This window comes from Maribacter litoralis, from assembly GCF_003075045.1.
Lineage (GTDB): Bacteria > Bacteroidota > Bacteroidia > Flavobacteriales > Flavobacteriaceae > Maribacter > Maribacter litoralis.
Window position 1 is genome coordinate 706589 of record NZ_QCZD01000001.1, and the last position, 15799, is coordinate 722387.

The following is a 15799-nucleotide window of genomic DNA, read 5'->3' on the forward strand; positions in this document are numbered from 1 at the left end:
GAATTTAAAAAAAAACAGTCCGAATTGTCGATTAAGACTTCCGAACTGTAATTGTGCATGTAAAGTTGATATAGTTCTAATTAGTAAATGTGAAATCAGGAAGCTTTATAATTTCCCCTCCTTTCATCGCAGACTCGTGAGATAGTATACCCACACAAGTAATATTGGCCGATTGCTTTGCATTTGGGTAAGGCGAAGAGCCATTTATTAAACCGTCAACAAAGGCATGTACTAAATGTGGGTGCGAACCGCCGTGCCCTGCACCTTGGGTAAATGACAAATGTTGATTATCGCCTTCGTCATATACACCATGTGTTGTAAACCCTTGAATTTCTTTAGGCAGCAATTTTGCAAAATCGGGACATTCAACCTCTTCAGGTATTTCTGGTTCTGGTTTCTTAGCCATATGTACTACCAAAGGTCTCCCCTCTATTAGGGGCCATTCAACAGATTTCTTTGAACCGTAAACTTCAAAACTTTCTCTGTATTGGCGGGCCACATCAAACAACGAACGATAAACTTGAGCGCTTAAATCTGAGTTCCTAAATTTTATATGAGTGGTCTCTACTGCGTATGGTGAATTGTATTCTTTAATCAACTCTTCGCGAATGGTACCCGATCCAAAGCAAGAAACATATTCCGCCTCGTTTTGGGTCAAACCTAAAACCGGACCAACACAATGTGTCGCGTAGTGCATTGGCGGCAACCCTGGCCAATAATTAGGCCAACCGTCCATATCTTGTTGATGGCTTGCCTTTAAAAATTGAACTTTACCTAACTCTCCATTTTCATAAAGCTCTTTCATATAAAGAAACTCCCTAGCATACACCACGGTTTCCATCATCATATAGGTAAGTCCCGTTTTCTGGATTAGCTCAACAATTTCTCTGCACTCCTCTACCGTTGTTGCCATAGGCACGGTACACGCTACATGTTTACCTGCTTTTAATGCCTTAATAGATTGTTCCCCATGATTCGGAATCGGAGTATTTATATGAACAGCATCTATCTCATCATCTTTTAATAATTCTTCATAGGATGTATATCTCTTAGAAATATCAAAAGCATCTGCAATTTCATTTAATTTATCTTCATTACGCTGACAAACTGCAACCAACTCAGCATTCGGATGTTTTTTATAAATAGGGATGAATTCTGCCCCAAAACCCAAACCTACAATAGCTATTTTTATTTTCTTCTCGCTCATCTTTATATTTTCAATCGTTAAACGTTTGTTTCAGAAATTGTAGCCCTTGCGATGCAAATTCATCTTGGCTATTGGCCATAGTTTTCCAAATACACACTGCAGCCGCTAACTCTTTAATCTCTGGTGTAAAGCTTTCTATGACCAATGCGCCATTATAGTTTATATCTTGAAGTCCTAGTTTAAAATCGTTCCATGGGGTGAGTCCCGTACCTGGTACTCCCCTGTGGTTTTCAGAAACTTGAAGATGTATCAATTTATCACCAACCCTATTTATTGCATCACGGATATTTCTCTCTTCAATAGTCATATGAAATCCGTCTAAAGCCACTCTTGCCGCATCATGATTGATATCCGTAACCAAACGCATAACATCTTCAGCTGTATTGATCATATCAGATTCGAACCTATTCAGAGGCTCCAACCCTATGCACAAGTCATGGGCATAAGCCATATTGCAAGCTTTTTTAAGATTGGACACTGCTAAATCCCATTCCTTCTTGCGTTGTTCTGAAGAAACCAAACGGGCTTTTCCGACCGCAGAATACATTGGACCTGCAAAGAACTTTACATCTAATTCATTGCATAAGTCAAAACATTGTTCTAGATACTTAAAACACTGTAAGTGGACTTTTTCATCTTCATGCGTAAGGTCTTTAGTTGGACCAAATGCACCACAAACAGATACCTTTAAACCGTTATCATCAAGCGCTTTTTTAATCTTATTTCCATCGATCAATAAGGGGTTTTCTACAGGTATTTCAACGAGGTCATAACCCAATGCCTTTATCTTTGGAAACAATGCTATACTTTTTGAGGTAAAAGGTGACTGCCATAACCAAGTACTTACACCAAAATCTATCTTATTCTTCATGTAAATACTCTTTATTATTTAACAATCATTACACCTTGCATAATTCTCCAATGTCCAGGGAACGTACATATGAATGGGTATTCGCCAGGTGTGCTCGGCGCCTTGAACTTAAGCGAATATGTTTGGTCTGGATTTAAAATTGGTGTTGCAAAAAGCACATCGCTCGTTTGTGGCACATAATTAAGATCTGCCGCATTTGGGTCTGCCGCCATTTTATCGGCCGCTTTACCTACCGCCTCTTTTTTGCCCGGTTTTGTAATCACCAAATTATGCTGCATAAAATCAGGATTCTGCAATACCAGCTCCACTTGCTCACCAGCTTTGACCGTAAACCGGGTAACATCGAACTTCATCTCATTTGTTATCGTATTGATCTTAATTACTTTGACATCGCTTACTTTATCTGTAACTACAGCACCTAAATTTTCTGATTTATCGCCATAATATTTGGTCAAAAGCGCTACAATATCGAACATGGTCGCAGATTTTTCCTCTTGTTGGGTAAAGCTCTTTTCTACCTTATATTTCCAAGTACCATGAATCCTTTCCATCGATTCGCCAGCTTGTACATACATCTGCCAAAAATTACCGTAAATACCACCTTCGCCACCAGTATCTTCGACCCTAATAGCAATTGTGTTCTTACCTGGTTTTAGTACACCATCGGGTATTTCGTAATTTCTATTAGAACTAAAGCTAGATGTCATACTACCAACCTCAATGCCGTTTATATAGGTAATATCAGAATCATCGATCGGACCTAACGATATCGTGCTACCTTTTACCATATTTGCTGGTATTGTAACCTCTCTTCTAAACCAAATAATTCCGTCCATGTCTAAACCGGCATCTTCAATGAATTGCGGAATCTCCATAGTTTGCCAATCGCTATCATCGTAATTCGCAGTACTCATATTCATGTTTGTTTCTACCGGTAATTCATAATCAGGATTCGCCTTATGAAAGGCTTCCAAAAATCCGTTCATATGTCTAGTAGCGTTAGCATATAAAGCTCTGTATAACCATGAATCATTTAACACGGTATCATCTTGGGCAAGTTCATACAATAGATTTCCTACCTTCTTAGAAGATGGTCTTTCTGTAAAATATAGTAGCGCTGTCAGTTGCACGCTTGGGTCTCTATCGTTTAGCATATTTGCCTTGAACAAAGCTGCATCTGTATCATCATTTCTGGGCAACATTTGAATAGCCGCTTTTCTTACTGCTGCTGCCTTATGATATAATGCTCCCTTAATTACATTATGGGTATTACTATCAAAATCTAACTTATCTAGACCATGGATTGCCCAAATGGCATGCAAGGCAGCATTGTTTAAACCACTCTCATCGGTCTGTTTTGCATTTACCAACTTATAGAGGTCGTCTAAAACATCGTCTTCTCCTCTTTCTACTAAAAGTCGTTGTGCGGTTAACCTCCAAAATTGATTATTACTACTTAAAGCTTCTAGTAACCCCTCTGGTTCGTCTTTTGATAATTGTACAGGTTCATACTCGTAATCATCTTTTGGTACTACACGCCAAATTCTACCATGACCTTTATCCCTAAGTGGATTTACATAAGCATTACCTTCTCCATTTTCAGCATCATAACCACCGCGATCTTCATTTGGTGTTGGGTTGTGCTGAACTATAAAATTATACCAATCAGCCACCCAAACAGCCCCATCAGGTCCCGTTTTTGCGTCTACGGGTGAACTCCATTCATCTGATGATGCAAATAGATTGCCTGCATCTTCCTCGGCATATCCTGAACCCTCTTTCACTATTCTCGCTTGGTGTACCAAACCGCCAGTAGGTTCACACACAAAGGCTACTTTATTCCAATACCTTTCCGGGTAGGCTCTTGCGGTATAAAAATGATGCCCCGCAGCTGCTGTGAAACCTCCAAAAACATCTACCTGTCTTACATTAGGCGTAATTGGCTGCATAAAATAATGCCCATCAATTTTAGCACTGCCGTCAGCACCTATACCTTTTACTCCTTCTAAATTTTTATTGGGTATAGCCACAAACACACTATGCGTATTATTTGCGGTAGATGCGAAAATGGCGTTGTCTTCTGTAATACCTAAGCCCCAAGTATTATTGCTGGTATTTGTTAAAACTTCAAATGTTTCTTGCTTCGGATTGAATCGGTATACGTTCTGATTGAACTTTAAATCTTGACCAAAAGCATTTCCCTCAAATCCTGAATAACCTACTACACCATATAAATCGTTATCAATACCATATTGTAAATTTGAAGGACCTGCGTGCGTATCAAAAGTTCCCCACCCGTCAATTAAAATTTCTTTAATGTCTGCCTTATCATCACCATCGGTATCTTTTAAGAAAATAAAATGCGGAGCCTGAGAAACTACTATACCACCATCATAAAAAACGAAACTTGTGGGTATGTTCAATTCTTCGGCAAAGACAGTAACCTTATCTGCTTTACCGTCACCATCAGTATCTTCTAAGATTTTCACCTTATCGTCACCAATACTATTATCATTACGAACCGTGTTGGGGTAATCTACTGTTTCAATGACCCAGAGTCTTCCCTTTTCATCCCAATTCATTGCAATGGGATTAATGATATCTGGCTCTGAAGCAAATAACTGAACATCGAACCCTGCCGGTACTTGTATTAATTTCTGTGATTCTTCGGGAGACAGTGGTAGTTGAAATTTTGGTGCTGGATCACGTTTTTCATAATTGGGTATATTCGCTCTCTCTTCATATTTAAGGGTCGGTATATCTTTGATAAAGGCTTCCCAGTTTTTCTTCACCTTATCATCTACAGCCCATAAAATTCCAGATTTAATTAGCTCTTGAAAACCTTTATTATTCCAAGTGCGCTCATCGTGACCATACGCTGTATAGAAAACTTTGCCTTCCCCAACTTCTTTGACCCACGTCCAAGGTTCGCTTTTATCTCCTTCCACACGTTCCATCAAAACATATATATCGTCTGCTATTTTATCATGAACATAGGTTTCATCCCAAGTTTCGAATGCTAACAAATCTTTAGTAACCGGGTGTTCTTTATCCACTATTTCGGCAGTGAAGGTTCCTGTTTCATGACTCATAAATTGAGCACCAACTAAATTGATATATTCAGGTGAATTCTTAAAACAAAAACTTGCGGAGTGAATAGGAATAAAAGCTTTACCCTCTTTTACAAAATTCAAAAGTGCTTCCTCTTCATTATTACCAATTTCTTCGTGATTGGCATATATTATAAGTCCGTCATACAACTCCAGATTCTTTTCATTTAAATCTGATAGTTTTTCTGTGTAGGTGATGTTGATTCCGTCTTTGGTAAAAGAGGAAGCTAAAATCGGAAAATACTCCCTTGAATTATGATGCTCCAATTCATGCCCTAGAAAAAGTAATTCTACTCTTCTTGGCTGTTCATCTAACCGCTCTTTTTTGGAAGGGGTACAAGCTGTAAAAAGCAGTATCAATAAAAAAGTTTTAAAAAATGAGTGATGGGTTTTCATATCAAGCCTAGATTTCATTACTCAATATTACTTCAAATAATAAAATAGAAAATACTCTCATTTATCACATACTGACTGTATTTTATCATTCTATTTACTTAATCAATTAAATTTTGATAAATTAGTTGATATTTAAGCTCATATCAGAATGCTTTCATTTAACTAGTACCAATGAAATCTGCACTTCAAAAATCACCTATACCAGAAACTCGCGCCTACTTGGCACGTATGTTAAATGAGCCCATTTTTGACCCACATTGGCATTTTCATTCTGAACATCAATTGTTTTTAGTTTTAAAAGGAAGCGGCACTAGGTTTATTGGTGATAGTGTAAAACCCTTTAAGGCCGGAGATATAACATTTACAGGTCCAAATCTGCCACACTTGTGGCGTAGTGAAAATGAGCAAGAACAAGAAAAGAATATTGCTTGGTCTGAAGGAGTTGTCATTTATTTTCATGAAGACTTTTTAGGAGAGAACCTTTTACAAAGTGATGAAGCCATTCGTCTACGACAGGTATTCCATAAAAGTTTAAGAGGAATGGAATTTACAGAACAATCTGCCATAACCTTAAAAAAGTTGATGCTAGATCTGTTACCGATGGACGGGTTCGATGGTATTCTTCACCTTTTAAAAATACTAAACTTTATAAGTAACACTAAAGAATACCAAATTTTAGCCAGCCCAGGTTACACCAACACATTAAGAGAAGCCGATACCGAACGTATGTTTAAAGTATATGCCTACGTAATGAAAAATTTTAAACGAAAAATGGTTCTAGCAGACTTGGCTAAACTCACTAATATGACACCCACTTCTTTTAGCAGGTACTTTAAGCAACATGCAAATAAATCATTTTCAGATTTTGTGAGTGAAATACGTATAGGACATGCGTGTAAACTACTTATAGAACAGAAAATCAACGTATCACAAGCATGCTACGAAAGCGGATTTCAAACGCTATCTAACTTTAATAAACAGTTTAAAACGATTACTAATCGTACACCTTTGGCGTTTAAAAAAGAATATGAGGTGTATTGATTAATATCTATTATATCGAATTTTAATTATTCTCTATAGCTTTCTATTATTACCTTGTTAGAACAAACATGAACTCTTTTTTATCTGAATTAAAAAACCCAATTGTAGTTTTTAGGTACCGAACTGTAATATTGACCTGTTGATAGCTTTACCATAAAACTAAACTGCAGGTTTACGAATAACAATTTTTGTGCAATTTTTCTTTCTTACATTGTTAAAATCTCCTAGATTTAAAACTTATATATATGATATATGTGCAATTGTGTACATATATTATTGTTGGCATTAATATAAAACTCATATGGAAGAAAACAAACTTGCTGAATCATTTTACAAATTTTTAGAAGAGGAAAAAGGATTCCCTAAAACAAGTTTGTTAAAGCGAACACCTGCTCATTCTATAAGTGGCAGAAGAGTAGAAATTGACCTACTACTGCTAGACATTCGGATTGGAAATTACATTGGACAAGTTGAATTCAAAAGTCAAATAAATCCACAAATAAAGCAGAATGTAAAAGTTCAAACAGAACTTTACGCAAAAGCTTTAAAATCAGAAGGAATTCCAACTTATTTAGTTTATCCAATTGACGAAGAAAAGTTTCAAATTTTAGTTTATGGAGAAGACGATTGGATTTCAATATCAAAAGATGAATTTCCAGAATTTGAGACTTTGTCTGCAAAGAAAAAAATTGAAGAAAAAATAGAATCTAAACAAATTGAAGAAAAGAATTTAGAAAATATTGAGAGAAAAAGAGATTACAAAAAAAGAACATCACTTTGGACTTTGACTAGTCTAATCGTTGGTGTATTGACCTCTATACTTGCATTCTATATTTCAACAAGCAACAGAAAAGAGATTGATAAACCAACTCTTGTTAATGCAATGATATTAATGCAAATGGATAGTTTAGAAACGCAGATTAATAAACTAAAAAAGGCTAATAATACTACAGTAATAGACACATTATTTGTTGTTGACTCTACGAAAACATTTGTAGGAATAAACCAAAGACTTAAAAATCTTGAAAATGGAATTTTAGATAATGCTGAAAAAACTCTAGCATTAAAAAACACTAATCAACAAATTGAATTATTAAAACAAGAACTAATTAATCAAGAAAAACTAATCGAATTAAGAAACGAAAACTTAAGTAACCGAATTGAATTGCTAAATGCAATCGTTATCGGAATGGTTCTGTCTTTATTTGCAGCAGCAATAGGATTTGTAATTAGTAACTATAATGAAAGGAAAAATACTAATGCCAACGCCGTATAAAATTAATTGCTAGTGCAAGCCTACTTACGAAAATCCTCGCGGATTTTCCATTCGGTTTGTATTGGCTAAATTAGGTGCTTAAAACACGCAACTAATCTTATACAAACACGTTGTAAGTAATTTGAAAAACCTAATGTTTGATAGGACTCCATTATTCATTTATCTAGTTGGTTTATTATTTTTTACCACAATTTCTTGTCGGGAAAAATCATTTGAAAAGTATCACGAAAATGAATTTTATAAAGCTCAAGGGATTATTATTTCTGCAAAAATGACCAGTACAATTATGGATAACCCTTATATGAAAGAAATTCAATTCGAATACTTTATAAACGATTCTTTAATCTTAAAAAACTCAGAGGACCTTTCATTTATGGATTTAGAGGAAGGTATTCCAATAGAAGTACTAGTACATAATGAAAATCCGGAAATTAGTTTTTATTGGAGAAATGGATTTACCGATAGTATTACAGCTTTTCAGGTTCAGTATGTAAAATCTAAAATGGAAAAGGTTATATCGGAAATCGGAAAAGCCACCAATAAATAATAAAACTACTTACAACAAAACCTCCTATGAAAAGCCCTATTCCAGTTCTCTCTATGGTAAAATAGTCTATTCTTTTTGGCTAAAACTACCACGCTCTTTTGAATCAACTGAATTTACAAAAGCATTTTCCACAATTATAATCCGCAATATCATCAACCCTTTCAACGGCTTAAAAATAAAGACATCAAGAAAAAGCAGGCATTGAAAGTTATTGGTAATGTACTCGACTCAAACAGCGTACGCAAAAATCCTGACAATAAAACCGGAATTTTTATTTAACCGACTACCAGAAAATCATACTTTAGAAGCTTATTTGTTTCTTTTTAAGAAGGAAGTGGAGAGTCTTGATAATTGTGCTAACAGATTACGAACAATAAATACATACGTTATATCTATCCGCAAAAAAATATAACGTAGATAATGAAAAAGAAAAAATGCAGAAACTAAGAGAACAAACCGATGCTAAAATTGCATTCGGACGCAAAAAGAACCCCGAATTTATGAAAGGGGTTGATGATATCATCAATGAGGCAAAAGCTTTTGAAAAAGGGAAAAACGCCATTAAAATAGGAGAAAAAGCTCCAGATTTTATATTACCCAATCCTTTAGGTAAAGATGTTCAACTATCCGACCTTTTAAGCAAAGGTCCCGTTGTGGTTACTTTTTATCGTGGTAGTTGGTGCCCGTATTGTAATTTACAGCTAAGAGCTTTACAGGCTAAATTAAAGGAAATTGAATCCTTAGGTGCTACATTGGTAGCCATTAGTCCTGAAGTGCCAGATACCAGTATGACAAAAAACGAGATCAGTAATATGGATTTTACCGTATTATCGGACCAAGATGCAAAAGTAGCTTCGCAATACGGAGTTGCATGGGAAGTACCGGAGTTTTTATTAGACCATATGCGAATAGACCGCGAACTTGACCTTAAGGAAATAAATAATGGAAACGGTAGTGTATTACCTATTCCTGCGACATTTATCATTGGCACTAACGGTTTAGTTCAATGGAACTATGTGAATGTAGATTACAGAACACGTTCAGAACCCGATGAAATTATTGAAGCTTTAAAAAGTATTTTTTAATATAACGGTCAATAAATTTGAATTTACGAGTACCTGACTAGTAATTTGCTAAAACGAATTGTAAATACCACCGATCAATGCCCAAAATAATAGACACTCCGCTTCAAAACAACCTTAAAATTGGTATGGCCCAAATCTCACCGGTTTGGTTGAACAAAGAAGCTACAATTACTAAAATCAAGGAATATATTGTAAAAGCTAGTGATGAGGATTGTGAATTGGTGGTTTTTGGTGAGGCACTATTACCAGGTTACCCTTTTTGGGTTTCCATGACCGATGGTGCTCAATTCAATTCTTCGGTACAGAAAGAAATTCACGCTCATTATATCAAGAATTCCATTCAAATTGAAGCGGGAGAATTAGATGATATATGTGCTTTAGCGAAGCAACATAAAATTGCCATTTACTTAGGGTTAATGGAACGCGCCCAGAACAGAGGTGGTCATAGTCTATATTGTTCTCTGGCGTACATAAATAGTGAAGGGCAAATTAAATCGGTACACAGAAAACTACAACCAACTTATGAAGAACGATTAACATGGTCACCAGGTGATGGTAATGGCCTACAAGTTCATGATCTTAAGAACTTTAGTGTTGGCGGGTTAAACTGTTGGGAGAACTGGATGCCTTTGGCCAGAACCACCCTATATGGCTTAGGCGAAAACCTGCATGTTGCCGTGTGGCCGGGCTCCGATTACAATACTGCCGATATCACAAGGTTTATTGCGAGGGAATCTAGATCGTTCGTTGTTTCAGTTTCAAGCCTAATGAGCAAAACCGATTTCCCTGAAGATACTCCGCACTTAAATGCTATTCTTGAAAACTGTCCAGATACTTTAGCAAATGGTGGTTCTTGTATTGCAGGACCTGACGGGGAATGGATATTGCCCCCAGTAATCGATAAAGAGGGACTCATTACAGCGACTATAGATTTTACTAGAGTGCTTGAAGAGCGTCAAAATTTTGACCCTGTTGGGCACTATTCAAGACCAGATGTCACCAAGCTTACCGTTAACAGGGAAAGGCAATCTATACTGGATATAAAAGAATAAAAGGGAGAGAAATTATTTCTTCTCCCCATTCAGTTCTTTCATAATCTCCGCAAACAATTGGTATGATTTTATACGGTCTTTACCGTCATAAATATTGGTAACTGCAATGAGTTCATCTACCTGTGTATCGGCTATAAATTGTTGCACTTGCTTCTTAACCGTCTCTTTGCTACCAATAAAGGAATACTTCAACATTTGCTGAACAGATGGGTTCTTGCTTAACTCTCTCAATTCGGCCGTCATATCAACCGGAGGCTGCATGAACCCTCTATTTCCTGTCAACAAACCAACGATCATTTTATAAAGCGATGTAGAAATACGATTTGCTTCTTCATCGGTATCGGCAATGATAATATTTACGCCAGCCATGGTATATGGTTTTTCCAATTCTTTTGAAGGCTGAAACTCCTGATGATAAATTTGCAATGCATTCATTAAATGTGTCGTCGCAAAATGACTGGCAAAGGCGTAGGGCAATCCCATTTTAGCCGCTAAATGGGCACTATCGGTACTTGACCCTAAAATATATAAAGGTACCTCTACCCCTTCTGCCAGGGTAGCCCGTACTTTTGCATCTGCATTTTCAGTAGAAAAGTAACGTTGTATTTTTTCAACCTCTAAAGGAAACGACTGTGCTGCCTGAAAAAAATCTGAACGTATAGCCTGTGCAGTCAATTGATCTGTTCCTGGTGCGCGACCTAATCCTAAGTCGATACGATTAGGATATAAAATACCAAGTGTCCCAAATTGTTCCGCTATGATTAATGGAGAATGATTGGGCAACATGATTCCACCTGACCCCACTCTAATTTTTTCAGTTCCTTCTGCAATGTTCCCTATTAAAACAGATGTAGCACTACTTCCTATAGCTACCGAATTATGATGCTCTGCCAACCAAAAACGGGTATAACCCACTTCTTCGGCAGCTTGTGCCAATGCCAATGAATGATCAAAGGTGTCTTTTAATGTAGTACCCTCAGATACAATGGCTAAATCTAATATAGAATATTTAATATTTTTCATTTCAATAATTTCATTAATACATTTAAAAGTATCTATATATATAATAAAAAAACTACAGGTTCCGTAACCTCAACAAATAATTGTCCCACACTTCATGATTTAATGAATAGTGGTAATTACGTCCTATTTTATGTTGGTTGATTAATTCTGCCTCAACCAACCTTTTAATATGATGACTAATGGAAGGCTGACTTAAATCAAGCAAGTTACACGCTTTGGTACATTCTACCTTACCTTGATTTTTTTGCATATACTGCAATATCTTTAAACGATTTACATCACTTAATGCCTTAGAAATTTTCTCTACTTGTTTTAGCTCCATGATGATTTAATATATTGATACATACAAATGTATTTATAAAATATTGTATTAAACATGAATTGTGATTCTCTTAATAATGATTAACTTGACCTTAAGAATAATACTACAGCTATAGATGAAGAAAATTACTGAAGCACCACATTTTTTGTTCTGGATTCTTATTCCAATAATACTACTTATTGGATTGCTAAAACCTGATAAAACACTCGACATAAATATTCACGATACATATATTGTAATTGCATTATTGCATTTAGCTGTTTTGATTTCTATTATCTTCGGAATTCTAGGATTAGGCTATTGGGTAGTAATTAAATTAAACAGAAGGTTAGTAAATTGGCTTACCGTAATTCATTTAATCATTACCGTTATTGGTTTCTGCTTGATTTTACTCATCCCATTTTTCTTACCGGAATCCAATCGAGGTATTACCTCTTTATATTTTGACGCACAAGTAACTATAACTTTATCCGCACTTGCGGCAGTCTGTGTACAGTTATTATACTCCATAAATATTATAACTGCCCTATTTAGAAAAACAAATTAAATTTTGGATAAATAATAGGAAGAAATGCAACATGTTAACATTCTGCCAAACCTTAACATTTGTATTGGTTTTTTGATAAATGATATACCTTTGTCAGCTTAAAATAAATGTCAATAACCACCAATGAATCTCACCATAGAAAACATACTTCTCGTAGGTTCTATTCTACTGTTTATCAGTATTATAGTGGGTAAGACTTCGTATAAGTTTGGGGTGCCTACCTTAATTCTTTTCTTGGCGATTGGCATGCTTGCGGGATCCGATGGTATTATAGGCATTCAGTTCGATGACCCTAAACTTGCACAGTTTATTGGTATTGTCTCTCTAAATTTCATATTATTTTCCGGTGGATTGGATACCAATTGGAAAACTGTAAAACCCATTCTTAAAGAAGGTCTTGTACTATCTACACTAGGCGTTTTACTTACTGCCCTTACTTTGGGTACATTCGTTTATTATTTTACTGACTTTACCATTTACGAAAGTATGCTGCTTGGTTCAATAGTATCTTCAACAGATGCCGCAGCCGTATTCTCAATACTTCGTTCTAAAAATTTGGCTTTAAAAAGCAATTTGAGACCTACATTAGAATTGGAAAGTGGTAGTAACGACCCTATGGCATATGTGCTTACCCTGGCTTTTTTAACCTTGGTCATCAACCAAGATTTAAGTATACTGTCCATTATCCCCTTGTTTTTGCAACAAATGATTTTAGGCGGAATTGGCGGATTCTTATTCGGAAAACTCAGCGAAATCATAATCAATAAAATTAAACTAGGTTTTGAAGGTCTTTATCCTGTATTGGTCATTGCATTAATGTTCATTACCTTTTCGGCAACCGATGCCGTTGGTGGCAATGGTTTCCTAGCCATTTACATTTGTGCAGTGTATTTGGGCAATCAAGATTTAATTCATAAGTCTACCATATTAAAAATGTTCGATGGTATGGCTTGGCTAATGCAAATCGTGCTATTCTTAACATTAGGATTATTAGTATTTCCTTCTCAAATCACACCTTATTTGGGCATCGGATTACTTATTTCTGTTTTCCTTATTCTTGTAGCAAGACCGATAAGTGTTTTTCTTAGCCTTATGTTTTTTAAAATGAAATTAGGTCGAAGGTTCTATATTTCATGGGTTGGTCTACGAGGTGCGGTACCTATTGTATTTGCTACCTATCCCCTTTTGGCAGGCATTGATAAGGCGAACATTATTTTTAGTATCGTATTCTTTATATCGGTTTCTTCGGTATTGATACAAGGCACCACATTGTCCGTATTTGCAAAATGGCTAAACGTTGCGTTGCCAGATGAAGTAAAACCTATCGCCGAAAATGATAGATATATTCTTAATCTGCCCAAATCTTCCATGGAAGAAGTAACCGTTCTTCCCGATAGTTTTGCAGTAGAAAAACGTATTATCGACCTGCATTTTCCTAAGTCGGCATTTATTGTCATGATAAAGAGAAATGGTAAATTTGTACGTCCGGGAGGTTCAACCGTTATTGAGGCTCATGACACTTTAGTTCTACTATTGGATAATGATGAAAGTTTGAAAGAAGTAAAGGTAATTCTCGACCAAAGTGTTTTAAGTTAAAATGACAAGACAGAACAACATATTTAAAGTGCTTTTACTCGTTACAATTTATTGTTTCGGTATATATAGTTCTGCCAACACTTTACCCCTTTATAACGAGGTTGTTCTACATGAAAATAGTAATCAGAAAACCTATTTTTCAGCATCTTCTAAAATATTATCTCCTCATGCTCAACAAACGGAGATTTCTGTTTCTGACGTTGCCGAGGTTTCATCGCCCAATTACAAACTTCCTTTTACAAGTTTCAGCTCACAAATAATTAGCGGTGAGCACTTATTTACTTCTAAGTATAAGCAGTATACACTGTATGCCAATACTTTATTGATCAGGCATAGAAAGTCTGACCTTATCTTCCCTTTTCATAGTTTCTGGTAATCCATTTTAATAAAGGTTTTCATTTTGAAAACCTCAGTTAATACGTTGATATGATGCCCATTAACATCATATAAAAATCAATATATCATATTTAAAAATTTATAAAATGGAATTAGGAGTAACTGCTATTGGTTTAGCATCTGTTGCACTATGTGCAATGCCCTTTGTTCTAACGAGCAGAAGTAGAAAAATAAAAGAAAAAAAAATGATGTCATCTTTAAGTGATATCGCAAGCAGATATAATTGTCAATTAACGCAACATGAAATATTCGGTCATTACGCTATCGGTGTAGATACTGAAAAGAAATATGTATTCTTTGTGTCAAAAAACGGAGAGGAATTGAAGCAACAGTATGCTGATTTATCTACCATTAAAAGCTCTGAAATTGCCAATATTGGTAAATCTTATGCAAGAAAAGAGAAAATTACAGAGCGTTTGCTTTTAAAGCTTTTCCCTAAAAACACCAATAACGAAGATGTTGTCTTTGAGTTTTATAACGCAGCGGTAAATTTTCAATTGAGTGGAGAATTTCAGTCCATAGAAAAATGGAACAAACTGATTAAAAATATGCTTAAAAGCTCATAACGAGCATCAATTTATTCATTATGCGAATGGCTTTCTTGTCGACCGAGATAAGAATTACCATTCGCTTTTGTTTTTAATAGGATTACCAATTACTTTAGTTCAAAGGTTAGCGTGAAAAAGAAACTATGAAATTGTTCGATATTGCCATTGATGCATCTAAAAACCTACTCCCCTACGGAGGAACGGTGAATTACCATGGCATACTTTTTAATGATGCAAAAGCAACAGCGTACCTTACTACTTTATTGAACCAAATTGCATGGAAAAACGATGAGGCCATCATTTTCGGGAAGAAAATCATTACCAAAAGAAAGGTAGCCTGGTACGGTGAAAAGCCTTTTGAATACACCTATTCTAAAACCACCAAACAAGCCCTACCCTGGACGCCGGAATTACTTGAGTTAAAGACCAAAACAGAGCAAGCAACCGGAGAAACATTTAACTCTTGCCTATTAAATTTATACCATGATGGTAGCGAAGGTATGGCGTGGCATAGCGACGGAGAAAAGGACTTAAAAAAGAACGGAGCAATTGCTTCTTTAAGTTTTGGTGCTAAACGTAAATTCGCTTTTAAACATAAAGAAACTAAAAAAAAGGTTGAACTCAATTTAGAACACGGTAGCCTATTGGTAATGAAAGATGAAACACAAACCCATTGGCTGCACAGGTTGCCACCAACAACTAAAACCAAACACCCTAGAGTGAATTTGACTTTTAGAACTATTGTGGAAAAATGATTTTCTCTAGTATGACCTTTTTAGAAA

At 35.7% G+C, this 15799-nt stretch carries 15 protein-coding genes; 10 read left to right on the forward strand and 5 right to left on the reverse strand.

Annotated elements, in window-relative coordinates; translation table 11 throughout:
- Positions 1-76: 76 nt before the first annotated feature.
- From DCS95_RS03360 to DCS95_RS03370, 3 genes are read right to left on the reverse strand one after another with little or no spacing between them, the layout of a single operon-like run.
- Positions 77-1207: a Gfo/Idh/MocA family oxidoreductase gene (locus tag DCS95_RS03360; protein WP_116769411.1), complete on the reverse strand. Its 1131-nt coding sequence runs from the start codon at positions 1205-1207 to the stop codon at positions 77-79.
- A 10-nt stretch (positions 1208-1217) separates the two neighbouring features.
- Positions 1218-2078, reverse strand: a complete 861-nt coding sequence (locus DCS95_RS03365) for a sugar phosphate isomerase/epimerase family protein (protein ID WP_116769412.1) — start codon at positions 2076-2078, stop codon at positions 1218-1220.
- A 14-nt stretch (positions 2079-2092) separates the two neighbouring features.
- The gene (locus DCS95_RS03370) at positions 2093-5602 is read right to left on the reverse strand and encodes a PVC-type heme-binding CxxCH protein (protein WP_208630727.1); all 3510 of its coding nucleotides are present in this window, start codon (positions 5600-5602) and stop codon (positions 2093-2095) included.
- Positions 5603-5755: 153 nt separating this feature from the next.
- Between DCS95_RS03370 and DCS95_RS03375 the strand changes: the two genes are divergently transcribed.
- The 5 genes from DCS95_RS03375 (at position 5756) to DCS95_RS03395 (ending at position 10585) form a co-directional block, all read left to right on the forward strand.
- On the forward strand, positions 5756-6625 hold the full coding sequence (locus tag DCS95_RS03375; RefSeq protein ID WP_116769413.1) for an AraC family transcriptional regulator: 870 nt from the start codon (positions 5756-5758) through the stop codon (positions 6623-6625).
- A 301-nt stretch (positions 6626-6926) separates the two neighbouring features.
- Complete coding sequence (locus DCS95_RS03380; RefSeq protein ID WP_116769414.1) at positions 6927-7901, forward strand: hypothetical protein; 975 nt, start codon at positions 6927-6929, stop codon at positions 7899-7901.
- A 271-nt stretch (positions 7902-8172) separates the two neighbouring features.
- A complete protein-coding gene (locus DCS95_RS03385; RefSeq protein WP_164674107.1) occupies positions 8173-8448 on the forward strand; it encodes a hypothetical protein in 276 nt (91 codons plus the stop codon).
- A 434-nt stretch (positions 8449-8882) separates the two neighbouring features.
- Positions 8883-9533: a peroxiredoxin-like family protein gene (locus DCS95_RS03390; RefSeq protein ID WP_116769416.1), complete on the forward strand. Its 651-nt coding sequence runs from the start codon at positions 8883-8885 to the stop codon at positions 9531-9533.
- Between the two features lie 77 nt (positions 9534-9610).
- Positions 9611-10585, forward strand: a complete 975-nt coding sequence (locus tag DCS95_RS03395) for a carbon-nitrogen hydrolase family protein (protein WP_116769417.1) — start codon at positions 9611-9613, stop codon at positions 10583-10585.
- 12 nt (positions 10586-10597) lie between these two features.
- On the opposite strand, the gene DCS95_RS03400 is transcribed toward DCS95_RS03395, so the two are convergent.
- Positions 10598-11614, reverse strand: a complete 1017-nt coding sequence (locus tag DCS95_RS03400; RefSeq protein ID WP_116769418.1) for an LLM class flavin-dependent oxidoreductase — start codon at positions 11612-11614, stop codon at positions 10598-10600.
- A 46-nt stretch (positions 11615-11660) separates the two neighbouring features.
- Positions 11661-11930, reverse strand: a complete 270-nt coding sequence (locus DCS95_RS03405; protein WP_116769419.1) for an ArsR/SmtB family transcription factor — start codon at positions 11928-11930, stop codon at positions 11661-11663.
- 115 nt (positions 11931-12045) lie between these two features.
- On the opposite strand from DCS95_RS03405, the gene DCS95_RS03410 reads away from it, so the two are divergent.
- The 5 genes from DCS95_RS03410 (at position 12046) to DCS95_RS03430 (ending at position 15772) form a co-directional block, all read left to right on the forward strand.
- Positions 12046-12477, forward strand: a complete 432-nt coding sequence (locus tag DCS95_RS03410) for a cbb3-type cytochrome c oxidase subunit I (protein ID WP_116769420.1) — start codon at positions 12046-12048, stop codon at positions 12475-12477.
- 123 nt (positions 12478-12600) lie between these two features.
- Positions 12601-14073 carry a potassium/proton antiporter gene (locus DCS95_RS03415; protein ID WP_116769421.1) on the forward strand — a complete coding sequence of 491 codons (1473 nt, stop codon included), beginning with the start codon at positions 12601-12603 and terminating at the stop codon, positions 14071-14073.
- A gap of 1 nt (position 14074) precedes the next feature.
- Positions 14075-14449, forward strand: a complete 375-nt coding sequence (locus DCS95_RS03420; protein WP_116769422.1) for a hypothetical protein — start codon at positions 14075-14077, stop codon at positions 14447-14449.
- 106 nt (positions 14450-14555) lie between these two features.
- Positions 14556-15035 (forward strand): hypothetical protein, encoded by a 480-nt coding sequence (locus tag DCS95_RS03425; RefSeq protein WP_116769423.1) that lies wholly within the window; start codon positions 14556-14558, stop codon positions 15033-15035.
- A gap of 125 nt (positions 15036-15160) precedes the next feature.
- Positions 15161-15772 carry an alpha-ketoglutarate-dependent dioxygenase AlkB family protein gene (locus tag DCS95_RS03430; protein WP_116769424.1) on the forward strand — a complete coding sequence of 204 codons (612 nt, stop codon included), beginning with the start codon at positions 15161-15163 and terminating at the stop codon, positions 15770-15772.
- The last annotated feature ends 27 nt before the right edge of the window (positions 15773-15799 follow it).